15 protein-coding genes and 1 pseudogene are annotated in these 16,428 nt (G+C 77.1%); 15 read left to right on the top strand and 1 reads right to left on the bottom strand.

All coding sequences use genetic code 11. The annotated features are described in order from the left end of the window. Nucleotides 1-177: 177 nt before the first annotated feature. The 3 genes and pseudogenes from ACY1JF_RS19600 to ACY1JF_RS19590 form a co-directional block, all read left to right on the top strand. Nucleotides 178-395, top strand: a pseudogene (locus ACY1JF_RS19600) (FAD binding domain-containing protein); the annotation flags it as partial. Nucleotides 396-477: 82 nt separating this feature from the next. Then, nucleotides 478-1,629, top strand: a complete 1,152-nt coding sequence (locus tag ACY1JF_RS19595) for an XdhC family protein (protein ID WP_462706448.1) — start codon at nt 478-480, stop codon at nt 1,627-1,629. Nucleotides 1,630-2,182: 553 nt separating this feature from the next. Continuing rightward, nucleotides 2,183-2,974 carry a carbon-nitrogen hydrolase family protein gene (locus ACY1JF_RS19590; RefSeq protein ID WP_462706447.1) on the top strand — a complete coding sequence of 264 codons (792 nt, stop codon included), beginning with the start codon at nt 2,183-2,185 and terminating at the stop codon, nt 2,972-2,974. 70 nt (nt 2,975-3,044) lie between these two features. Here the strand turns inward: ACY1JF_RS19590 and ACY1JF_RS19585 are convergent, their stop codons facing one another. Then, nucleotides 3,045-3,485 carry an SRPBCC family protein gene (locus ACY1JF_RS19585; protein ID WP_462706446.1) on the bottom strand — a complete coding sequence of 147 codons (441 nt, stop codon included), beginning with the start codon at nt 3,483-3,485 and terminating at the stop codon, nt 3,045-3,047. Between the two features lie 142 nt (nt 3,486-3,627). Here ACY1JF_RS19585 and ACY1JF_RS19580 point away from each other — a divergent pair, with 142 nt between their 5' ends. The 12 genes from ACY1JF_RS19580 (at nt 3,628) to ACY1JF_RS19525 (ending at nt 16,424) form a co-directional block, all read left to right on the top strand. Beyond that, on the top strand, nt 3,628-4,620 hold the full coding sequence (locus tag ACY1JF_RS19580) for a UDP-glucuronic acid decarboxylase family protein (protein ID WP_462706445.1): 993 nt from the start codon (nt 3,628-3,630) through the stop codon (nt 4,618-4,620). A 130-nt stretch (nt 4,621-4,750) separates the two neighbouring features. Continuing rightward, nucleotides 4,751-6,394 carry a carbamoyltransferase family protein gene (locus tag ACY1JF_RS19575; protein WP_462706444.1) on the top strand — a complete coding sequence of 548 codons (1,644 nt, stop codon included), beginning with the start codon at nt 4,751-4,753 and terminating at the stop codon, nt 6,392-6,394. Then, nucleotides 6,391-7,425: a glycosyltransferase family 2 protein gene (locus ACY1JF_RS19570; RefSeq protein WP_462706443.1), complete on the top strand. Its 1,035-nt coding sequence runs from the start codon at nt 6,391-6,393 to the stop codon at nt 7,423-7,425. Before ACY1JF_RS19575 ends, ACY1JF_RS19570 begins: the two co-directional genes overlap by 4 nt. After that, nucleotides 7,422-8,105, top strand: a complete 684-nt coding sequence (locus ACY1JF_RS19565) for a D-glycero-alpha-D-manno-heptose-1,7-bisphosphate 7-phosphatase (protein WP_462706442.1) — start codon at nt 7,422-7,424, stop codon at nt 8,103-8,105. The genes ACY1JF_RS19570 and ACY1JF_RS19565 overlap by 4 nt, the downstream gene beginning before the upstream one ends. Then, nucleotides 8,102-9,094 (top strand): glycosyltransferase family 9 protein, encoded by a 993-nt coding sequence (locus tag ACY1JF_RS19560; RefSeq protein WP_462706441.1) that lies wholly within the window; start codon nt 8,102-8,104, stop codon nt 9,092-9,094. The genes ACY1JF_RS19565 and ACY1JF_RS19560 overlap by 4 nt, the downstream gene beginning before the upstream one ends. Continuing rightward, nucleotides 9,091-10,047, top strand: coding sequence for a glycosyltransferase (locus ACY1JF_RS19555; protein ID WP_462706440.1), 957 nt, complete (start codon nt 9,091-9,093; stop codon nt 10,045-10,047). The genes ACY1JF_RS19560 and ACY1JF_RS19555 overlap by 4 nt, the downstream gene beginning before the upstream one ends. Continuing rightward, the gene (locus tag ACY1JF_RS19550) at nt 10,044-11,261 is read left to right on the top strand and encodes a glycosyltransferase (RefSeq protein WP_462706439.1); all 1,218 of its coding nucleotides are present in this window, start codon (nt 10,044-10,046) and stop codon (nt 11,259-11,261) included. Before ACY1JF_RS19555 ends, ACY1JF_RS19550 begins: the two co-directional genes overlap by 4 nt. Then, nucleotides 11,261-11,875, top strand: coding sequence for a D-sedoheptulose-7-phosphate isomerase (locus ACY1JF_RS19545; protein ID WP_462706438.1), 615 nt, complete (start codon nt 11,261-11,263; stop codon nt 11,873-11,875). The genes ACY1JF_RS19550 and ACY1JF_RS19545 overlap by 1 nt, the downstream gene beginning before the upstream one ends. Beyond that, nucleotides 11,868-13,238, top strand: a complete 1,371-nt coding sequence (rfaE2, locus tag ACY1JF_RS19540; protein WP_462706437.1) for a D-glycero-beta-D-manno-heptose 1-phosphate adenylyltransferase — start codon at nt 11,868-11,870, stop codon at nt 13,236-13,238. Before ACY1JF_RS19545 ends, rfaE2 begins: the two co-directional genes overlap by 8 nt. Nucleotides 13,239-13,630: 392 nt before the next feature. After that, the gene (locus tag ACY1JF_RS19535) at nt 13,631-14,614 is read left to right on the top strand and encodes a glycosyltransferase family 9 protein (protein ID WP_462706436.1); all 984 of its coding nucleotides are present in this window, start codon (nt 13,631-13,633) and stop codon (nt 14,612-14,614) included. Then, complete coding sequence (locus ACY1JF_RS19530) at nt 14,611-15,531, top strand: glycosyltransferase family 2 protein (protein ID WP_462706435.1); 921 nt, start codon at nt 14,611-14,613, stop codon at nt 15,529-15,531. The genes ACY1JF_RS19535 and ACY1JF_RS19530 overlap by 4 nt, the downstream gene beginning before the upstream one ends. Further along, nucleotides 15,528-16,424 carry a glycosyltransferase family 2 protein gene (locus tag ACY1JF_RS19525; protein ID WP_462706434.1) on the top strand — a complete coding sequence of 299 codons (897 nt, stop codon included), beginning with the start codon at nt 15,528-15,530 and terminating at the stop codon, nt 16,422-16,424. The genes ACY1JF_RS19530 and ACY1JF_RS19525 overlap by 4 nt, the downstream gene beginning before the upstream one ends. Nucleotides 16,425-16,428 lie beyond the last annotated feature (4 nt).

Here is a 16,428-nt window from a genome sequence, read left to right as displayed (position 1 = left end):
CCACGGGGAATTCGGAGAGGTTGCCGAAGACCTCTGTTCATATGAATCTACAAGATGACCGCGCTGGCCAGCCAACTCCTTCATGGTTTCCGCGGCTGACACCGGCGGGGCACAGGGCTGTGCGCCGGGAGCGCGCCACGTGAACAGCGCGTGAACGAGCCGGGGCCGCCGCGCCCGGTGTGGCTCGTTCCGTGCGGCCCGCACGATGAGGATGAGGGGGAGAGCCGCCCACGGACTTCCTCCGCCCCGCCGGCTGGGAGGAGGCGCTCGCCGCCGGGGCCGCGCACCCCACCGCCGTACCGGTCGCGGAAGGCACCGACGCGGCGGCCGGGACCAGCTTCGGCCACCGCAGGCCCGAGTACCTGGTGGACCTCGGCCGCGTCACCGGGCTGAGCGGGCGGGAGGGGGCGGGACGGGCGTGTGGCGGCCGCCGCCGGGGAACCCGTCCGTCCGCCCCGTTGCCGAGGAGACCGACAGATGCTGGACATCGCCGAACAGCTGCACCGGTGGGTCGAGCAGGGCCGCGACTTCGCCGTGGCCACCGTGGTGGCCGTCAGCGGCAGCGCGCCCCGCCGGCCCGGAGCCGCCCTCGCGGTGGACACCGGGGGAACCGCGCTCGGGTCGGTCTCCGGGGGCTGTGTGGAGGGCGCCGTCTACGAGCTGTGCCGGCGGGCGCTGACGGACGGCGAGAGCGTGGTCGAGCGCTTCGGACACAGCGACGCGGACGCCTTCGCGACCGGGCTGACCTGCGGCGGCGTCATCGACATCCTGGTCACGCCGGTACGGGCGGACGATCCCGTCCGCCCGGCGCTGGCCGCCGCGCTGGCCGCCGCCGCCCGCGGTGAGGCGGCGGCCGTGGCGCGGATCGCGGCCGGCCCCGCGGACCTGGTGGGCCGCGCGCTCACCGTCCGCCCCGACGGCACCCGGTACGGCGGCCTCGGCGCCGGCCCGGAGCTGGACCGCGCCGTCGCCGCCGAGGCGGGCGCCTTCCTGGACGCCGGCCGCACCGGCACCGTGGCGACGGGCGCGGCGGGCTCGCGGTGCGGGGCGCCGCTGACGGTGCTGGTGGAGTCCTCCGTACCGCCCCCGCGGATGATCGTCTTCGGCGCGGTCGACTTCGCCGCCGCGCTGGTGCGGGCCGGGAAGTTCCTCGGCCACCGGGTCACGGTCTGCGACGCCCGGCCCGTCTTCGCCACCGAGGCCCGCTTCCCCGACGCCGACGAGGTCGTCGTCGCCTGGCCGCACGTCTACCTGGAGGCGACGGACGTCGACGCCCGGACCGTCCTGTGCGTCCTCACCCACGACGCCAGGTTCGACGTGCCGCTGCTGGAGCGGGCGCTGCGGCTGCCGGTGGCGTACGTCGGCGCGATGGGCTCGCGCCGCACCCACCTGGACCGGGAGGCGCGGCTGCGCGCGGCCGGCCTGGGCGACCCGGAGCTGGCCCGCCTCAGGTCCCCGATCGGCCTCGACCTCGGCGCCCGCACCCCCGAGGAGACGGCGCTGTCCATCGCCGCCGAGATCGTCGCCGTCCGGCGCGGCGGCACGGGCGTCCCGCTGACCGGCGCGCGCACCCCGGTCCACCACGACGCGGCGCCGGTTCCGGCCCGCCCTGCGTCCCGCACTCCCTGAGGTACGGTCCCCGGGCGGCCTTCGTCGCCGAGCGGTTGCTCGCCGCGCCAGTGCCGTGCCCGCGCCGCGCCGGCCCCGCCCCGGCGTGCCCGCGGGCCGGGGGACCGGCGGGCCGGGGGCGGCGGGCGGTGGACCGGCGGGGTGGTGGCGCCGCTGCCGTCCGCCGGGCCGCCGGGTGCCTTCGGCGGTGGGGTGTCTCCGGTGGTCGGGTGCCTTCGGCGGTGGGGTGTCTCCGGTGGTCGGGTGCCTTCTGCGGCGGGGTGTCTCCGGTGGTCGGGTGCCTTCTGCGGCGGGGCGCCTTCGGTGGTCGGGTGCCTTCTGCGGCGGGGCGCCTTCGGTGGTCGGGTGCCTTCTGCGGCGGGATGCCTTCGGTGACGGGGTGCCGAGGGCGGGTACGCCGTGCTCACGGCGGTGGCCGCGGTCGTGGGGCCCGCTCCGGGCGGGGCCGCCGGGCACGGGGACGCGCGCCCCGCGCGGGACCACGCGTCCGCCGCGCGGTGACCCCGTGCCGCATCCTGTACAGCCGTACCGCCGACGAAGGGACACCGCACCCATGCGCATCGCACTGAGCCAGCTGACCACCGGTACCGATCCGGCGCGCAACCTGGAGCTGATCGGGCGGGAGACCCGGCGGGCCGCCGAGGCCGGCGCGCGGGTCGTGGTCTTCCCGGAGGCGTCGATGACCTGCTTCGGCACCTCGCTGAGGCCGGTCGCCGAACCGCTGGACGGCCCCTGGGCCGAAGGCCTCCGCGAGATCGCGGCGGCCTCGGGGACCGTGGTGGTGGCCGGCATGTTCACCCCCGCTCCGGACGGCCGGGTCACCAACACGCTGCTGGCCACCGGCCCCGGCGTCGAGGCGTCCTACGACAAGATCCACCTCTACGACGCGTTCGGCTTCGCCGAGTCGGACACGGTGGCCCCCGGCTCGCGGGTCGTCACCATCGACGTGGACGGCGTCCGTCTCGGCCTCGCGACCTGCTACGACGTCCGTTTCCCGGAGCTGTTCCGGGCGCACGCCGACGCGGGCGCGGTCGCGACGCTGCTGGCCGCGTCCTGGGGCGCGGGGCCGGGCAAGCGGGAGCAGTGGGAGCTGCTGGTGCGGGCCCGCGCGCTGGACGCCACGCTGTTCGTCGCCGCCGTCGACCAGGCCGACCCGCAGGCGAGCGGCACGCCGGTGCCGCCGAAGGCGCCCACCGGCATCGGGTACAGCCTGGTGGCCGGCCCGGACGGCACGGTGCGCCGGGCGGCGGGCGCGGGGCCGGAGCTGGTCGTGGCCGACCTGGACCCGGCGGAGGTGGGGGCGGTGCGGGAGAGGATCTCGGTACTGGCGAACCGGCGGCTGTGAGTCCGGTGCCGGCGGAGGCCCGGCCGGGAACGGCCACCCCGTGCCCGCCGGTGGACGGCGGCCGGCCGTGTCAGGGCCGTCTGAGGAGCCGGTTGACCGCCCGTCCGAAGACGTACCGGCCGAAGCGCTCCAGGGCCGCGTCGAGCGCCGGCGGCAGCGGGCGGACGGTCAGCTCCTCGTGCCAGCGGACCCGGGTGCGGCCGCCGGGGCCGGGGCGGACCTCCAGCTCCGCCCAGCCCCGCACCACCCGGCCCCGCTTCTCCAGGCGGCACCGGCCCGGTGTGCCGTTGCGCGGCGGTTCCCAGACGGTCACCTCCATCGGGTCGTCGACGGTGAACGGCCCCAGGCCCGTGCGGGCGACGAAGCGGGTGCCGGGGCCGGTGGGCGGGGCGGTGGTGACGGTGATCCGGGTCAGCGGTATCGCGTCGCCGTGCCGGTGCCACTCGGTGAGCCGGCGCCAGGTCTCGTCCAGCGGGAGCGGTGCCGTGCGTTCGAGCAAGAAGGTGGCCACGTCACGATCGTAGGGAATCCGCCGCCGGGTCTCCTCCCCGCGGCCGGCCGCGGCACCCGCCTCGAATGCGAGTTCGGGGTACGGGGGGCCGTCACCGGTTACCCGCCGACACGCAAGTGAACACGAGAGTGAGGAGAGCCCCGTGAGCGAGAGCCTCGTGAGCGAGAGCCTCGGCGGCGGCCGGACCTGGCGCCGGGCGCTGGTCACCGGCGGCGCCGGATTCGTGGGATCCCACCTGTGCGGCCGGCTGCTCGCCGCCGGCGCCGAGGTCGTCTGCCTGGACAACCTGGCCACCGGCGCCCGGAGCAACGTGGCCGCGCTGGAGCGCGGGCGGGGCTTCCGCTTCGTCCACGCCGACGCCACCGACCCCGCCGCCCTGCGCGGCCTGCCCGGCCGGTTCGACCTGGTCCTGCACTTCGCCTGCCCCGCCTCCCCGGCCGACTACCTCCGCCTCCCGCTGGAGACCCTCGACGTGGGCAGCAACGGCACGCGCAACGCCCTGGAGCGGGCCCGTGCCGACGGCGCCCGCTTCCTGCTCGCCTCCACCTCCGAGGTCTACGGCGACCCGCTGGAGCACCCCCAGCGCGAGAGCTACTGGGGCAACGTCAACCCGGTCGGCCCGCGCAGCGTCTACGACGAGTCCAAGCGGTTCGCCGAGGCCCTCACCACCGCCCACCGCCGGGTGCACGGCACCGACACCGCCATCGTCCGCATCTTCAACACCTACGGCCCCCGGATGCGCACCGGCGACGGCCGCGCCGTGCCCACCTTCATCGCCCAGGCCCTGGACGGCGTACCGCTCACCGTCGCCGGCGACGGCGGCCAGACCCGCTCCCTGTGCTACGTCGACGACACCGTCGACGGGGTCCTCGCCCTCGCCGCCTCCCGGGAGACCGGGCCGGTGAACATCGGCGGCGGCGAGGAGATCACCATGCTGGAGCTGGCCCGCCGCGTCGTCGATCTCACCGGCTCCCGCTCCCGCATCCGCTTCGTCGAACGCCCCGTCGACGACCCCGGGCGCCGCCGCCCCGACACCACGCTGGCCCGTGAACGGCTCGGCTGGCGGCCCCGCACCGACTGGAACGAGGGCCTGGAGCGCACCATCGGCTGGTTCACGCACGCCGTCGCGGCCTGAACCCCTGGGGCGGACGACTACACAGGGTGCTTTTGTCCTTTCTTTCCGGAGATGAGCTGTTTTCAAGTGTTTGAGACAGCTGTCCCGCGGCACCCGCGACCCGGAAGCGACACAGGACGGAGCACATCCCATGCGCATCCTCGGTATCAACGCCCTGTTCCACGATCCCGCCGCCGCCCTCGTCGTGGACGGCCGGACCGTCGCGGCGGCCGAGGAGGAGCGCTTCAGCCGGCGCAAGCACGGCAAGCGGCCGGTGCCGTTCTCCGCCTGGGAGATGCCGGAGCTGTCGGCCCGCTGGTGCCTGGAACACGCCGGTGTCCGCCCCGGGGAACTGGACGCCGTCGCGTACTCCTTCGACTCCGGGCTCGCCCGGCCCGCCCGGGACATGGGCCTGGACGACCCCTGGGACCCGCTGCGCCTGGAGTACGCCCGCCGCGCCCCGCGGTTCCTCGCCGACGCGCTGCCCGGACTCGACCCCGACCGGGTCGTCTTCGTCCCGCACCACGTCGCGCACGCCGCCTCCGCCGGACCGGCCTCCCCGTACCCCGACAACGACGTCCTCGTCCTCGACGGACGCGGCGAGTGCGCCTCCCACCTGGCCGGCCGCTACCGCGACGGCAAGCTCGACGTCCTCGCCGCCCAGGCCCTGCCGCACTCGCTCGGCCTCGTCTACGAGGAACTCACCGAGCACCTCGGCTTCCTGCGCAGCAGCGACGAGTTCAAGGTCATGGCCCTCGCCTCCTACGGCAGGCCCCGCTTCGCCGACCGGATCCGCGAGCACGTCCACGCCACCGGCGACGGCGGCTTCCGCGCCCACGGCGTCGACTGGGCCGCCCTCGCCCCGGCCCGCCCCGCAGGCCAGGAGTGGACCCAGGTCCACGCCGACCTCGCCGCCAGCGCCCAGGCCGTCCTGGAGGAGACCCTCCTCGACCTCGTCCACTGGCTGCACCGCGAGGCCGGCGGGGACTGCCTCACCCTGGCCGGCGGCGTCGCCCTCAACTGCGTCGCCAACACGAGGATCGCCCGCGGCGGTCCCTACCGGCACGTCTGGGTGCAGCCCGCGGCCGGCGACGCCGGGACCGCCCTGGGCGGCGCCCTGCACGTCGCCGCCGCCCAGGAGGGCACCGCCCCCCAGCCGATGCCCGGCGCCGACCTCGGCCGCGGCTGGAGCGACGCCGAGATCCGCGCCTGGCTGGAGACGGCCGCGGTCCCCTACGAGGAACCCGGCGACATCGCCGAGACGGTCGCCGAGGAACTGGCCCGAGACGGCGTCGTCGCCTGGTTCCAGGGCCGTAGCGAGTACGGGCCGCGCGCCCTCGGACACCGCTCCCTGATGGCCCACCCGGGCCGCGCGGAGAACCTGGAGCGCCTCAACGCCGTCAAGGGCCGCGAGGAGTTCCGCCCCGTCGCCCCCATGGTGCTCGCCGACCGCGCCGCCGAGATCTTCTCCGGCGGGCCGCTGCCCAGCCCGTACATGCTCTTCGTGCACGACGTCGCCGCCGCCTGGCGGGACCGTGTCCCGGCCGTCGTCCACGTCGACGGCACCGCCCGCATCCAGACCGTCGAGGAGCGCCGCGAGCCGCTCGTCGCACGGGTGCTGCGCGCCTTCGAACGGCGCACGGGACTGCCGGTCGTCGTCAACACCAGCCTCAACACCGCCGGCCGGCCCATGGTCGACGACCCGCGCGACGCCCTGGAGTGCTTCGGCTCCGCGCCGGTGGACCTCCTCGCCATCGGACCGTTCGCCGTCCGCCGGGGGAGGGCCTTCGCATGACCGGGCACTCCGAGAGCCGCTCGCCCGGCTACTCCGTGGTGGTCCCCACCCTCGTCCGGGCGACGCTGGCCGACTGCCTGGCCGCGCTGGCCGCCGCGACCGGACCGAAGCCGGACCGGATCGTCCTCGTCGACGACCGGCCCGCGCCGGACGCCGACGCCGAGCCCGGCGCGCTGGAACACCCGCTGGCCGTCCTCGGCGAACTGCGCGAGCGCGCCGTCGTGCTGCGCGGCGGCGGACGCGGACCGGCCGCCGCCCGCAACACCGGCCTGCGCGCCGTCACCACCGAGTGGACCGCGTTCCTCGACGACGACGTCCAGGTCGGCCCCCACTGGTGCGACCAGCTCGTCCAGGACCTCGCCGGGGCCGCCCCCGACACCGGCGCCGTCCAGGGCGTCATCGCCGTGCCGCTGCCCGGCGAACGCCGCCCCACCGACTGGGAGCGCGGCACCGCCGGCCTCGCCACCGCCCGCTGGATCACCGCCGACATGGCCTACCGCACCGAAGTGCTCAGGGAGGTCGGCGGCTTCGACGAACGCTTCACCCGCGCCTTCCGCGAGGACGCCGACCTCGCGCTGCGCGTCCTCGACTGCGGCTGGCGCATCCGGCAGGGCCGGCGCACCACCCGGCACCCGGTGCGGCCCGCCTCGCGCTGGGTGTCCCTGAGACAGCAGCGCGGCAACGCCGACGACGCGCTGATGCGGCGCCTGCACGGCCCCGACTGGTGGGACAAGGCGGTCGCGCCCCGGGGCCGGATCCGCCGCCACATGGCCGTCACGGCGGCCGGCGCCGCCGCCCTCGTCCTCGCCGCCGCCGGACGCCCCCGGGCCGCCGCCGTCGCCGGACTCGGCTGGGCCGCCGGCACCGCCGAGTTCGCCTGGGCCCGTCTGGCGCCCGGCCCGCGCACCCGCGACGAGGTGACGACCATGCTCGTGACCAGCGCGCTCATCCCGCCGGCCGCCACCTGGCACCGGATCGGCGGAGAGCTGCGGCACCGGTGCGCCCCCGCCTGGCGGGAGGTGGCCGCATGAGGACCGGCGAGACCGCCGCCGGGCCGGACGCCACCGCCGTCGAGGCCGTCCTGTTCGACCGCGACGGCACCCTGGTGCACGACGTCCCCTACAACGGCGACCCCGAGCGGGTGCGCCCGGTCGACGGTGCCCGCGAGGCCCTGGAGCTGCTGCGCGCGCACGGCGTCCGCACCGGCGTCGTCACCAACCAGTCCGGCGTCGCGCGCGGCCTGCTCACCGACGCCGACGTACGCCGCGTCAACCGCCGGATCGACGACCTGCTCGGCCCCTTCGACGTGTGGGCGGTCTGCCCGCACGGCCCCGACGACGGCTGCCACTGCCGCAAGCCGCGGCCGGGGATGGTCCTGTGGGCGGCCGGCCGGATCCGCGCCGCCCCCGCCGCCACCGTCGTCATCGGCGACATCGGCGCCGACGTCGAGGCCGCGCGCCGGGCCGGCGCCCACGGCGTCCTCGTCCCGAACGAGGCGACCCGCCCCGAGGAGACGGCCGCCGCCGCCCATGTGGCGCCGGATCTGCTGACCGCCGTACGGGCGCTGCTCGACGGCCCGCCCAGGGGCCGGGTCCTGGCCGACGAACGCCCCGTCGCGAACGCCTGCGCCCTCGGCGGCCCGGCCGCCCCGGCGGACACGGCGACCCGGCGGGCCCCGGCCGCCGGCGACACCCCCGGGAGGCCGCGATGAGGGCGATCGTCACGCGGCTGGACAGCTTCGGCGACGTGCTGCTGGCCGGGCCCGCCGTCCGGGCCGTCGCCGCCCGCGCCGACCACGTCACCCTGCTGTGCGGCCCCCGCGGCGCCCCCGCCGCGCGGCTGCTGCCCGGCGTGGACGAGGTGCTGGTGTGGGACGCGCCCTGGGGCGGGTTCCAGCCGCCCCCCGTGGACCGCGCCGGGATCGACGCGCTCACCGCCCGGATCGACGCCGACACCGGCCTGATCCTGACCTCCTTCCACCAGTCCCCGCTGCCCACCGCGCTGGTGCTGCGCCTGGCCGGCGTCCGCCGCCTCGCCGCGGACAGCGTGGACTACCCCGGCTCCCTGCTCGACGTGCGCCACCGGCGCGCCCCGCACGCCCACGAGGCCGAAGCCGCCCTCGACCTGGCGGAGGCGGCCGGCTTCCCGCGCCCCGACGACGGCCGGCTGCGCGTGCACGAGCCGCCCGACACCCGGCGGCTGACCGGGACCGGCCGGTACGTCGTCCTGCACCCCGGCGCCAGCGTCCCCGCCCGCGCCTGGAGCCCCGGCCGCGCCGCCGAAGCCGTACGCGAACTGGCCGCCGCCGGACACCGCGTCCTGGTCACCGGCGGCCCCGGCGAACGCGAGCTGACCGCCCACGTGGCGGGGGAGCACGGCACCGACCTCGGCGGCCGCACCGAGGCCCCGGAACTCTCCGGCGTCCTCGCCGGCGCGGACGCCGTCGTCACCGGCAACACCGCCCCCGCCCACCTCGCCGCCGCCGTCGGCACCCCCGTCGTCTCCCTGTTCGCCCCGGTCGTCCCGGCCGAACGCTGGCGGCCGTACGGGGTGCCTCACGTCCTCCTCGGCGACCAGGACGCGCCCTGCGCCGGCAGCCGGGCCCGCCAGTGTCCCGTACCGGGCCATCCCTGCCTGAACACCGTCACCGCCACGGACGTGGTGGCCGCCGTCGAGAAACTCGTGGGGGAGACGTCATGAGGATCCTCATCTGGCACGTGCACGGATCGTGGACCACCGCCTTCGTGCGGGGCCCGCACACCTACGTCGTCCCCGTCACCCCCGACCGCGGCCCCGACGGCCTCGGCCGCGCCCGCACCTGGGAGTGGCCGCGGTCGGTGATCGAGGTCCCCCCGGAGAGGCTGCGCGACGAGGAGATCGACCTCGTCGTCCTCCAGCGCCCCCACGAACTCGGCCTGGTCGACCGCTGGCTGGGCCGCCGCCCGCCCCTGGTCTACCTGGAGCACAACGCCCCGCACGGCTCCCCCGGGGTGCCCGACACCCGCCACCCCGCCGCCGGCCTGCCCGGCGTCACCCTCGTCCACGTCACCCACTTCAACCGGCTGATGTGGGACGCGGGAACGACCGAGACCACCGTCATCGAACACGGCATCGTCGACCCCGGCCCCCGCTGGACCGGCGAACTGGACCGGGCCGCCGTCGTCGTCAACGAGCCGATCCGGCGCGGCCGCACCACCGGCACCGACCTGCTGCCCGCCTTCGCCCGCGCCGCCCCCCTCGACGTCTTCGGCATGGGCACGGACGGACTCGCCGCCCACCTCGGCATCGACCCCGACCGCTGCCGCACCCGGGACGTCCCGCAGAGCGACCTGCACACCGAACTCGCCCGCCGCCGCCTCTACGTCCACCCCGTCCGCTGGACCTCCCTGGGCCTGTCCCTCCTGGAGGCCATGCACCTGGGCATGCCGGTGGTCGCCCTCGCCACCACCGAGGTGACCGAGGCGGTCCCGCCCGGCGCCGGAGTGGTCTCCAACCGCCTCGACGTACTGACCGACGCCGTACGCGACTTCCTCGCCGACCCCGCGCACGCCCGCGCGGCCGGCGAGAAGGCCCGGGCGGCGGCCCTCGCCCGCTACGGGCTGTCCCGCTTCCTGGACGACTGGGAGCGGCTGCTGAAGGAGGTGACCCGATGAGGATCGCCATGGTGTCCGAGCACGCGAGCCCGCTCGCCGCGCTCGGCGGCGTCGACGCCGGGGGACAGAACGTCTACGTGGCCCGGCTCAGCGAGGAACTGGCCCGGCGCGGCCACGACGTCACGGTGTACACCCGCCGCGACGGCCTCGACCTGCCCGACCGGGTACCGCTGCCCGGCGGCGCGGTCGTCGAACACGTACCCGCCGGGCCGGCCGAACCCCTGCCCAAGGACGACCTGCTGCCGTACATGCCCGCCTTCGGCGCCCACCTGGCCCGGGCCTTCACCCGGGAGCGGCCCGACGTGGTGCACGCCCACTTCTGGATGTCGGGCCTCGCCGCCCAGATCGGCGTACAGCCGCACGGCATCCCCTTCGTGCAGACCTTCCACGCCCTGGGCACCGTCAAGCGGCGCCACCAGGGCCTCAGGGACACCAGCCCGCACCAACGCGTCGGCATCGAGCGGCAGCTCGGCCGCTCCTGCGCCCGGGTCCTGGCCACCTGCACCGACGAGGTCGTCGAACTGGGCGACATGGGCGTGCCCCCGCGCCAGGTCTCGGTGGTGCCGTGCGGGGTGGACTCCCGCCACTTCCGCCCCGGCGCCGACACCGGCCGCGCCCCCGCGCGCCGCCACCGCCACCGGCTGCTGGCCTGCGGACGGCTCGTCCCCCGCAAGGGCTACGACCTGGCCGTCCGCGCCCTCGCCGACATCCCCGACACCGAACTGCTCGTCGCCGGCGGCCCGCCCGCCGACGACGTCGACACCGACCCCGAGGCCCGGCGCCTGACCGCCGTCGCCCGCCGGGCCGGCGTCGCCGACCGGGTACGGCTGCTCGGCGCGGTCGACCCCGAGCACATGCCGACCCTGATCGGCAGCGCCGACCTCGTGCTGTGCACCCCGCACTACGAGCCGTTCGGCATCGTGCCGCTGGAGGCGATGGGCTGCGGCGTGCCCGTGGTCGCCACCGACGTCGGCGGCCACCGCGACTCCGTCGCCGACGGCGTCACCGGCCGGCTCGTGGAACCCGGCAGCCCCCGGGCGATCGCCGACGCGGCCCGCGGCCTCCTCGCCGACGAACGGCTGCGCCGCGCCCTGGGCACCGCCGGACGCGAACGCGTCCTCAAGCACTACACATGGCGGCGCGTCGCCGACGGCGCCGAACAGGTCTACCGCCTGACCCTCGCCGACCACGAACTGTCCCAGGAGGTGGCGTGATGACCGTGCACCCGCCCGTCGTCGGGCACTGCGACGAACTCAAGGACGCGCTGGCCGCGTTCCGCGCCTCCGCGCACGTCACCCAGCGCTGGGGCGAACAGCTCGCCACCGTCCTCTGCGGCGGCGGCCGGCTGCTCGCGGCCGGCAACGGCGGCAGCGCCGCGCAGGCCCAGCACCTGACCGCCGAACTCGTCGGCCGCTACCGCGACGACCGGCCGCCGTTCTCCGCGATCGCCCTGCACGCCGACACCTCCTCCACCACCGCCATCGCCAACGACTACGGCGTCGACGAGGTCTTCGCCCGCCAGGTCCGCGCGCACGGCCGCGAGGGCGACGTCCTGATGCTGCTGTCCACCTCCGGCGCCAGCGCCAACCTGCTGTCCGCCGCGGACGCGGGCCGCGCGGCGGGCATGCGGGTGTGGGCGCTGACCGGCTGCGAACCCAACCCGCTGATGGCGGGCAGCGACGAGGCCCTGTGCGTGGAGGCGGCCACGTCGGCGACCGTCCAGGAACTCCACCTGGTCGCCGTCCACATGATCTGCGTGGCCTTCGACGCCGCCTTGGACCAGCGCGAGCGGGGCCGGGGCGCGCGGGGAGGAGGCACCCATGAGTGACAGGTCCCCGCTGGTCGTCGTCGGGGACGCGCTGCTCGACCGCGACCTGGCCGGCTCCGCCGACCGGCTCGCCCCCGACGCGCCCGTGCCGGTGGTGTCGGAGTGCGCCGAACGCGTCCGGCCGGGCGGCGCCGCGCTCGCCGCCTACCTCGCCGCCCGCGACGGCCGCGACGTCACCCTGATCACCGGCCTGGGCGACGACCCGGCCTCCGGCGAACTGCGGGAACTCCTCGAACCCTGGCTGACCCTGGTCCCGCTGCCGCTGGGCGGCACCCTGTCCGAGAAGACCCGCGTCCTGGCCCAGGGAAGCCCCGTCGTCCGCCTCGACCGCGGCGGCGGACGCGCCCGCGCCGCCACCGACGAGGCCCGCGCCGCCCTGCGCTCCGCGCCCGCCGTACTGGTCTGCGACTACGGCCGCGGCGCCGCCGACGCCCTGCGCGAGGAACTCGCCGGCCACCCGCCCCTGGTCTGGGACCCGCACCCGCGCGGCGGCGTTCCCGTGCCCGGCACCCGGCTGGTGACGCCCGCCGAGAAGGAGGCGCACGGCTTCGCCCCCGGCGACGCCCGGCCGGACGGCACCCTGCGCGCCGCCGCGCACATCGCCGCCGACCTGGTCCGCGACTGGCGGGTGGCCGCCGTCGCCGTCACCCTCGGCGCCCGCGGGGCCCTGCTCTCCTACGGCGACCACCCCCTCCTCGTTCCCGCGCCCGCCGCCCACCCCGGCGACTCCTGCGGCGCCGGTGACCGGTTCGCCGCGACGGCCGCCGGACTCCTGGCCGACGGGACACTGGTCGGTGAGGCCGTGGAGGGCGCGGTGGGCGCCGCGAGCGCGTTCGTCGCCGCGGGCGGCGCGGGTGCGCTGCCGCGCGCCGACTCCCGGCCGCGCGCCGTGCCGTCCCCCGACCGCGACGACCCGCACGCGCTGGCCGCGCGGATCCGTGCCCAGCACGGCACCGTCGTCGCCGCGGGCGGCTGCTTCGACCTGCTGCACGCCGGGCACGTCGGCCTGCTCCAGGCCGCCCGCGGGCTCGGCGACTGCCTGGTGGTCTGCGTCAACTCCGACGCCTCCGTCCGCCGCCGCAAGGGCGAGGGCCGGCCCGTCAACCCCCTCGCCGACCGCATTCGCGTCCTGCGCGCCCTGGCCTGCGTGGACGCCGTCGCCGTCTTCGACGAGGACACCCCCGAACGGCTCCTGGGAGACCTGCGCCCCGACGTCTGGGTCAAGGGCGGCGACTACGCCGGCGCGGACCTCCCCGAGGCCGCGCTCCTGGAGGAGTGGGGCGGCCAGGCGGTGCTCCTGCCCTACCTGGACGGCCGCTCGTCCACGGCCCTGATGGTCCGGGCGGCGGAGGGGGTGCGGTGACGGTCCCCTTCCGGGCCGGACACCCCGCCCCGCCGGCGCCGGCCACCGGCCACCGGGCCACCGACGCCACCGGGACAGCGGTACGGCCGACGGGGTCCGATGACGGGGCCCGGATCGGTTCGGGGGCGGTACGGCCGACGGGGTCCGATGACGGGGCCCGGATCGGTTCGGGAGCGGTGCGGCCCTCGGGACCCGGTGCCGGGGATCGGGCCGGTTCGGGGGCGGTGTGGCCGTCGGGGTTCCCTCCCGCGGCCCAGTCCGGCTCGGGAACGGTGCCGCTTCCGGTGCTCGTGCGGGGCGGGCGGGACCCGGCGGGGCGTGGTGCCGCGGCCTCGTCGTCCGGGGACCGGTCCGGTGCCCGGGACCGGGCCGGTTCAGGTGGCCGGCCGGCGGTGGCCGGGGCGCGGGCCGGGACGCCCGGCGTGCCGGGCGACGGCCACGCGCCCCGTCTCCTCGTCCTGCGCGCCCTCGGTCTCGGTGATCTCCTCGCCGGGGTTCCCGCGCTGCGCGCCCTGCGCCGGGCGTACCCCGGCCACGAACTGGTGCTGGCCACCCCCGCGGAACTGGCCCCCGTCGTGACCGCGACCGGCGCCGTCGACCGTCTGCTGCCCGCCGCCGCACCCGGCCGCGCCGTACCCCGCGCCCTCGACTGGACCGGCCCGCCCCCCGACCTCGCCGTCGACCTGCACGGCAACGGCCCGGCCAGCCACCGCCCGCTGGCCGCCCTGCGCCCCCGCAGGCTCCTGGCGTTCGCGGCGGCCGACGGGCCGCCCTGGTTCGCCGAGGAACACGAACGCGCTCGCTGGTGCCGCCTGCTCGAGGCGTACGGCATCGACGCCGACCCCGCCGACCTGCTGCTGCCCCGCCCGCCGGTGCCGTCCCCGGCCCCCGGCGCGGTGGTCGTGCACCCCGGCGCCGGCGCCCCCTCCCGCTGCTGGCCGACCGAGCGGTACGCGACCGTCGCCGGGACACTGCGCGCCCGCGGCCTGCGGGTGGTGGTGACCGGCGGACCGGACGAGAACGACCTCGTGGCCCGGCTGGCCAAGGACGCCGGCCTGCCCGACACCGACGTCTTCGGCGGCGGCCTGCCCTACGACCGGCTCTCCGCCCTCGTCGCCGACGCCCACGCCGTGATCAGCGGCGACACCGGCGTCGCCCACCTCGCCGTCGCCCACGCAGCCCCCTCCGTCACCCTCTTCGGCCCCGTCCCGCCCAGCCGCTGGGGGCCGCCCCCGCACCCCCGTCACCAGGTCCTGTACCGCCCCGGCCCGGACGACGACGGCGACCCGCACGGCGACACCCCCGACCCCGCGCTGCTGCGCATCTCCGCCGACGACGTCCTGCACGCAGTCGACACCCTGAGCGAGGCACCATGAACCACGCCCCCACCACCACCCCCGGACACACCCGCGCCGACCAGAAGCCGCACGCCCCCGTCGGTGTCGTCATCGCCACCCGCAACCGCTCGGCACGCCTCGCCACCACCCTGCGCCACCTCCTCGACCTCCCCGAACGCCCCGAGATCCTCGTCGTCGACAACGCCTCCACCGACGACACCCGCGCCATGCTCACCCGCGACTTCCCGCGGGTGAGAGTGGTGTCCATGCCCGTCAACCGCGGCGCCCTCGCCCGCACCCACGGCGTCCGCGCCCTGGACACCCCGTACGTGGCGTTCAGCGACGACGACTCCTGGTGGGCCCCCGGCTCGCTCGCCACCGCCGCCCGCCTCTTCGACGAACACCCCCGGCTCGGCCTGCTCGCCGCCCGCACCCTGGTGGGCCCGGCCGAGTACGCCGACCCGCTCAACGGCGTCCTCGCCGCGTCCCCCCTCGGCCCGGCCACCGACCTCCCCGGCACCCAGGTCCTGGGCTTCCTCGCCTGCGCCTGCGTGGTCCGCCGTGAGTCCTACCTCGACGCGGGCGGCTACCACCCCCTCCTCTTCTTCGGCGCCGAGGAGACCCTCCTCGCCTACGACCTCGCCGCCCGCGGCTGGGGCGTCACCCACTGCCCCGAGGTGACCGCCCACCACGACCCCGACCCGAACCCGCGCGCCGACCGTCCGTCCGTCGCCCGCCGCAACGAACTCCTCACCGCCTGGCTGCGCCGCCCCCTGCCGCACGCCCTCGCCCGCACCCGTGCGCTCGCCCTCGAAGCCCGCCGCGACCCGCACGCCCGGCACGCCCTGCGGGAGGCCCTCGTCCGGCTGCCCGCCGCGCTCCGCGACCGCAGGGCCCTGCCCCCGCACGTGGAACGGGCCGCCCGCCGCCTGGACGGAATAGGAGCGGCCCCATGACCGACCCCCGCACCACCGTCGTCGTCATCACCCACAACCGGTGCCCCGAACTCCTGCGCACCCTCGGCCACTTGGCCGTCCTGCCGGAGAAACCCCCGGTCATCGTCACCGACAACGCCTCCACCGACTCCACCGCCGCCGCCGTCGCCCGCCACCACCCGGAGGTGCGGCTGCTGCGGCCCGGCCGCAACCTCGGCGCCGTCGGCCGTAACCTCGCCGTCCGCCAGGTGCAGACGCCCTACGTCGCCTTCTGCGACGACGACTCCTGGTGGGCGCCCGGATCGCTCGCCGGGGCGGCCGACCTCCTCGACCGGCACCCCGCGCTCGGCGCGGTCACCGCCCGGATCGTCGTCGAACCGGACGGCACGGAGGACCCGATCGTCGAGGAACTGCGGGACTCACCCGTCCCCGGCCCGTCCTGGCTGCCCGGCCCCGCCCTCGGCTCGTTCCTGGCCGCCGCGACCGTGCTGCGCGCCGACGCGTTCCGCGCGGCGGGCGGCTTCCACCCCCGGCTGTGGCTGGGCGGCGAGGAGGAACTGCTCGCCGCCGACCTCGCCGCGGCCGGCTGGTGGCTGACCTACGCCGACCACCTGACCGTCCATCACCACCCCTCGCGGGTACGGGACGCGACGCTCCGGCGTACGCACGGCATCCGCAACACGCTGTGGTTCACCTGGCTGCGCCGCCCCGCCGGGTACGCCCTGCGCCGCACCTGGCACCTGGCGCGCACGGTCCCCCGCGACACCGCCTCGCTGCGCGCCTTCGCCGAGGCGACCGCCGCCCTGCCCTGGGTCCTGCGGGAACGGCGTGTGCTGCCGCCGGACGTCGAGGCCCGGCTGCGCACCCTGGAACCGGAGCAGCGCCGGTCGACGGCCCGCAGCTACATCGGCTGACGCC

This window comes from Streptomyces sp. SYSU D01066-1 (assembly GCF_054956795.1).
This window is presented reverse-complemented; position numbering and strand designations above follow the sequence as displayed.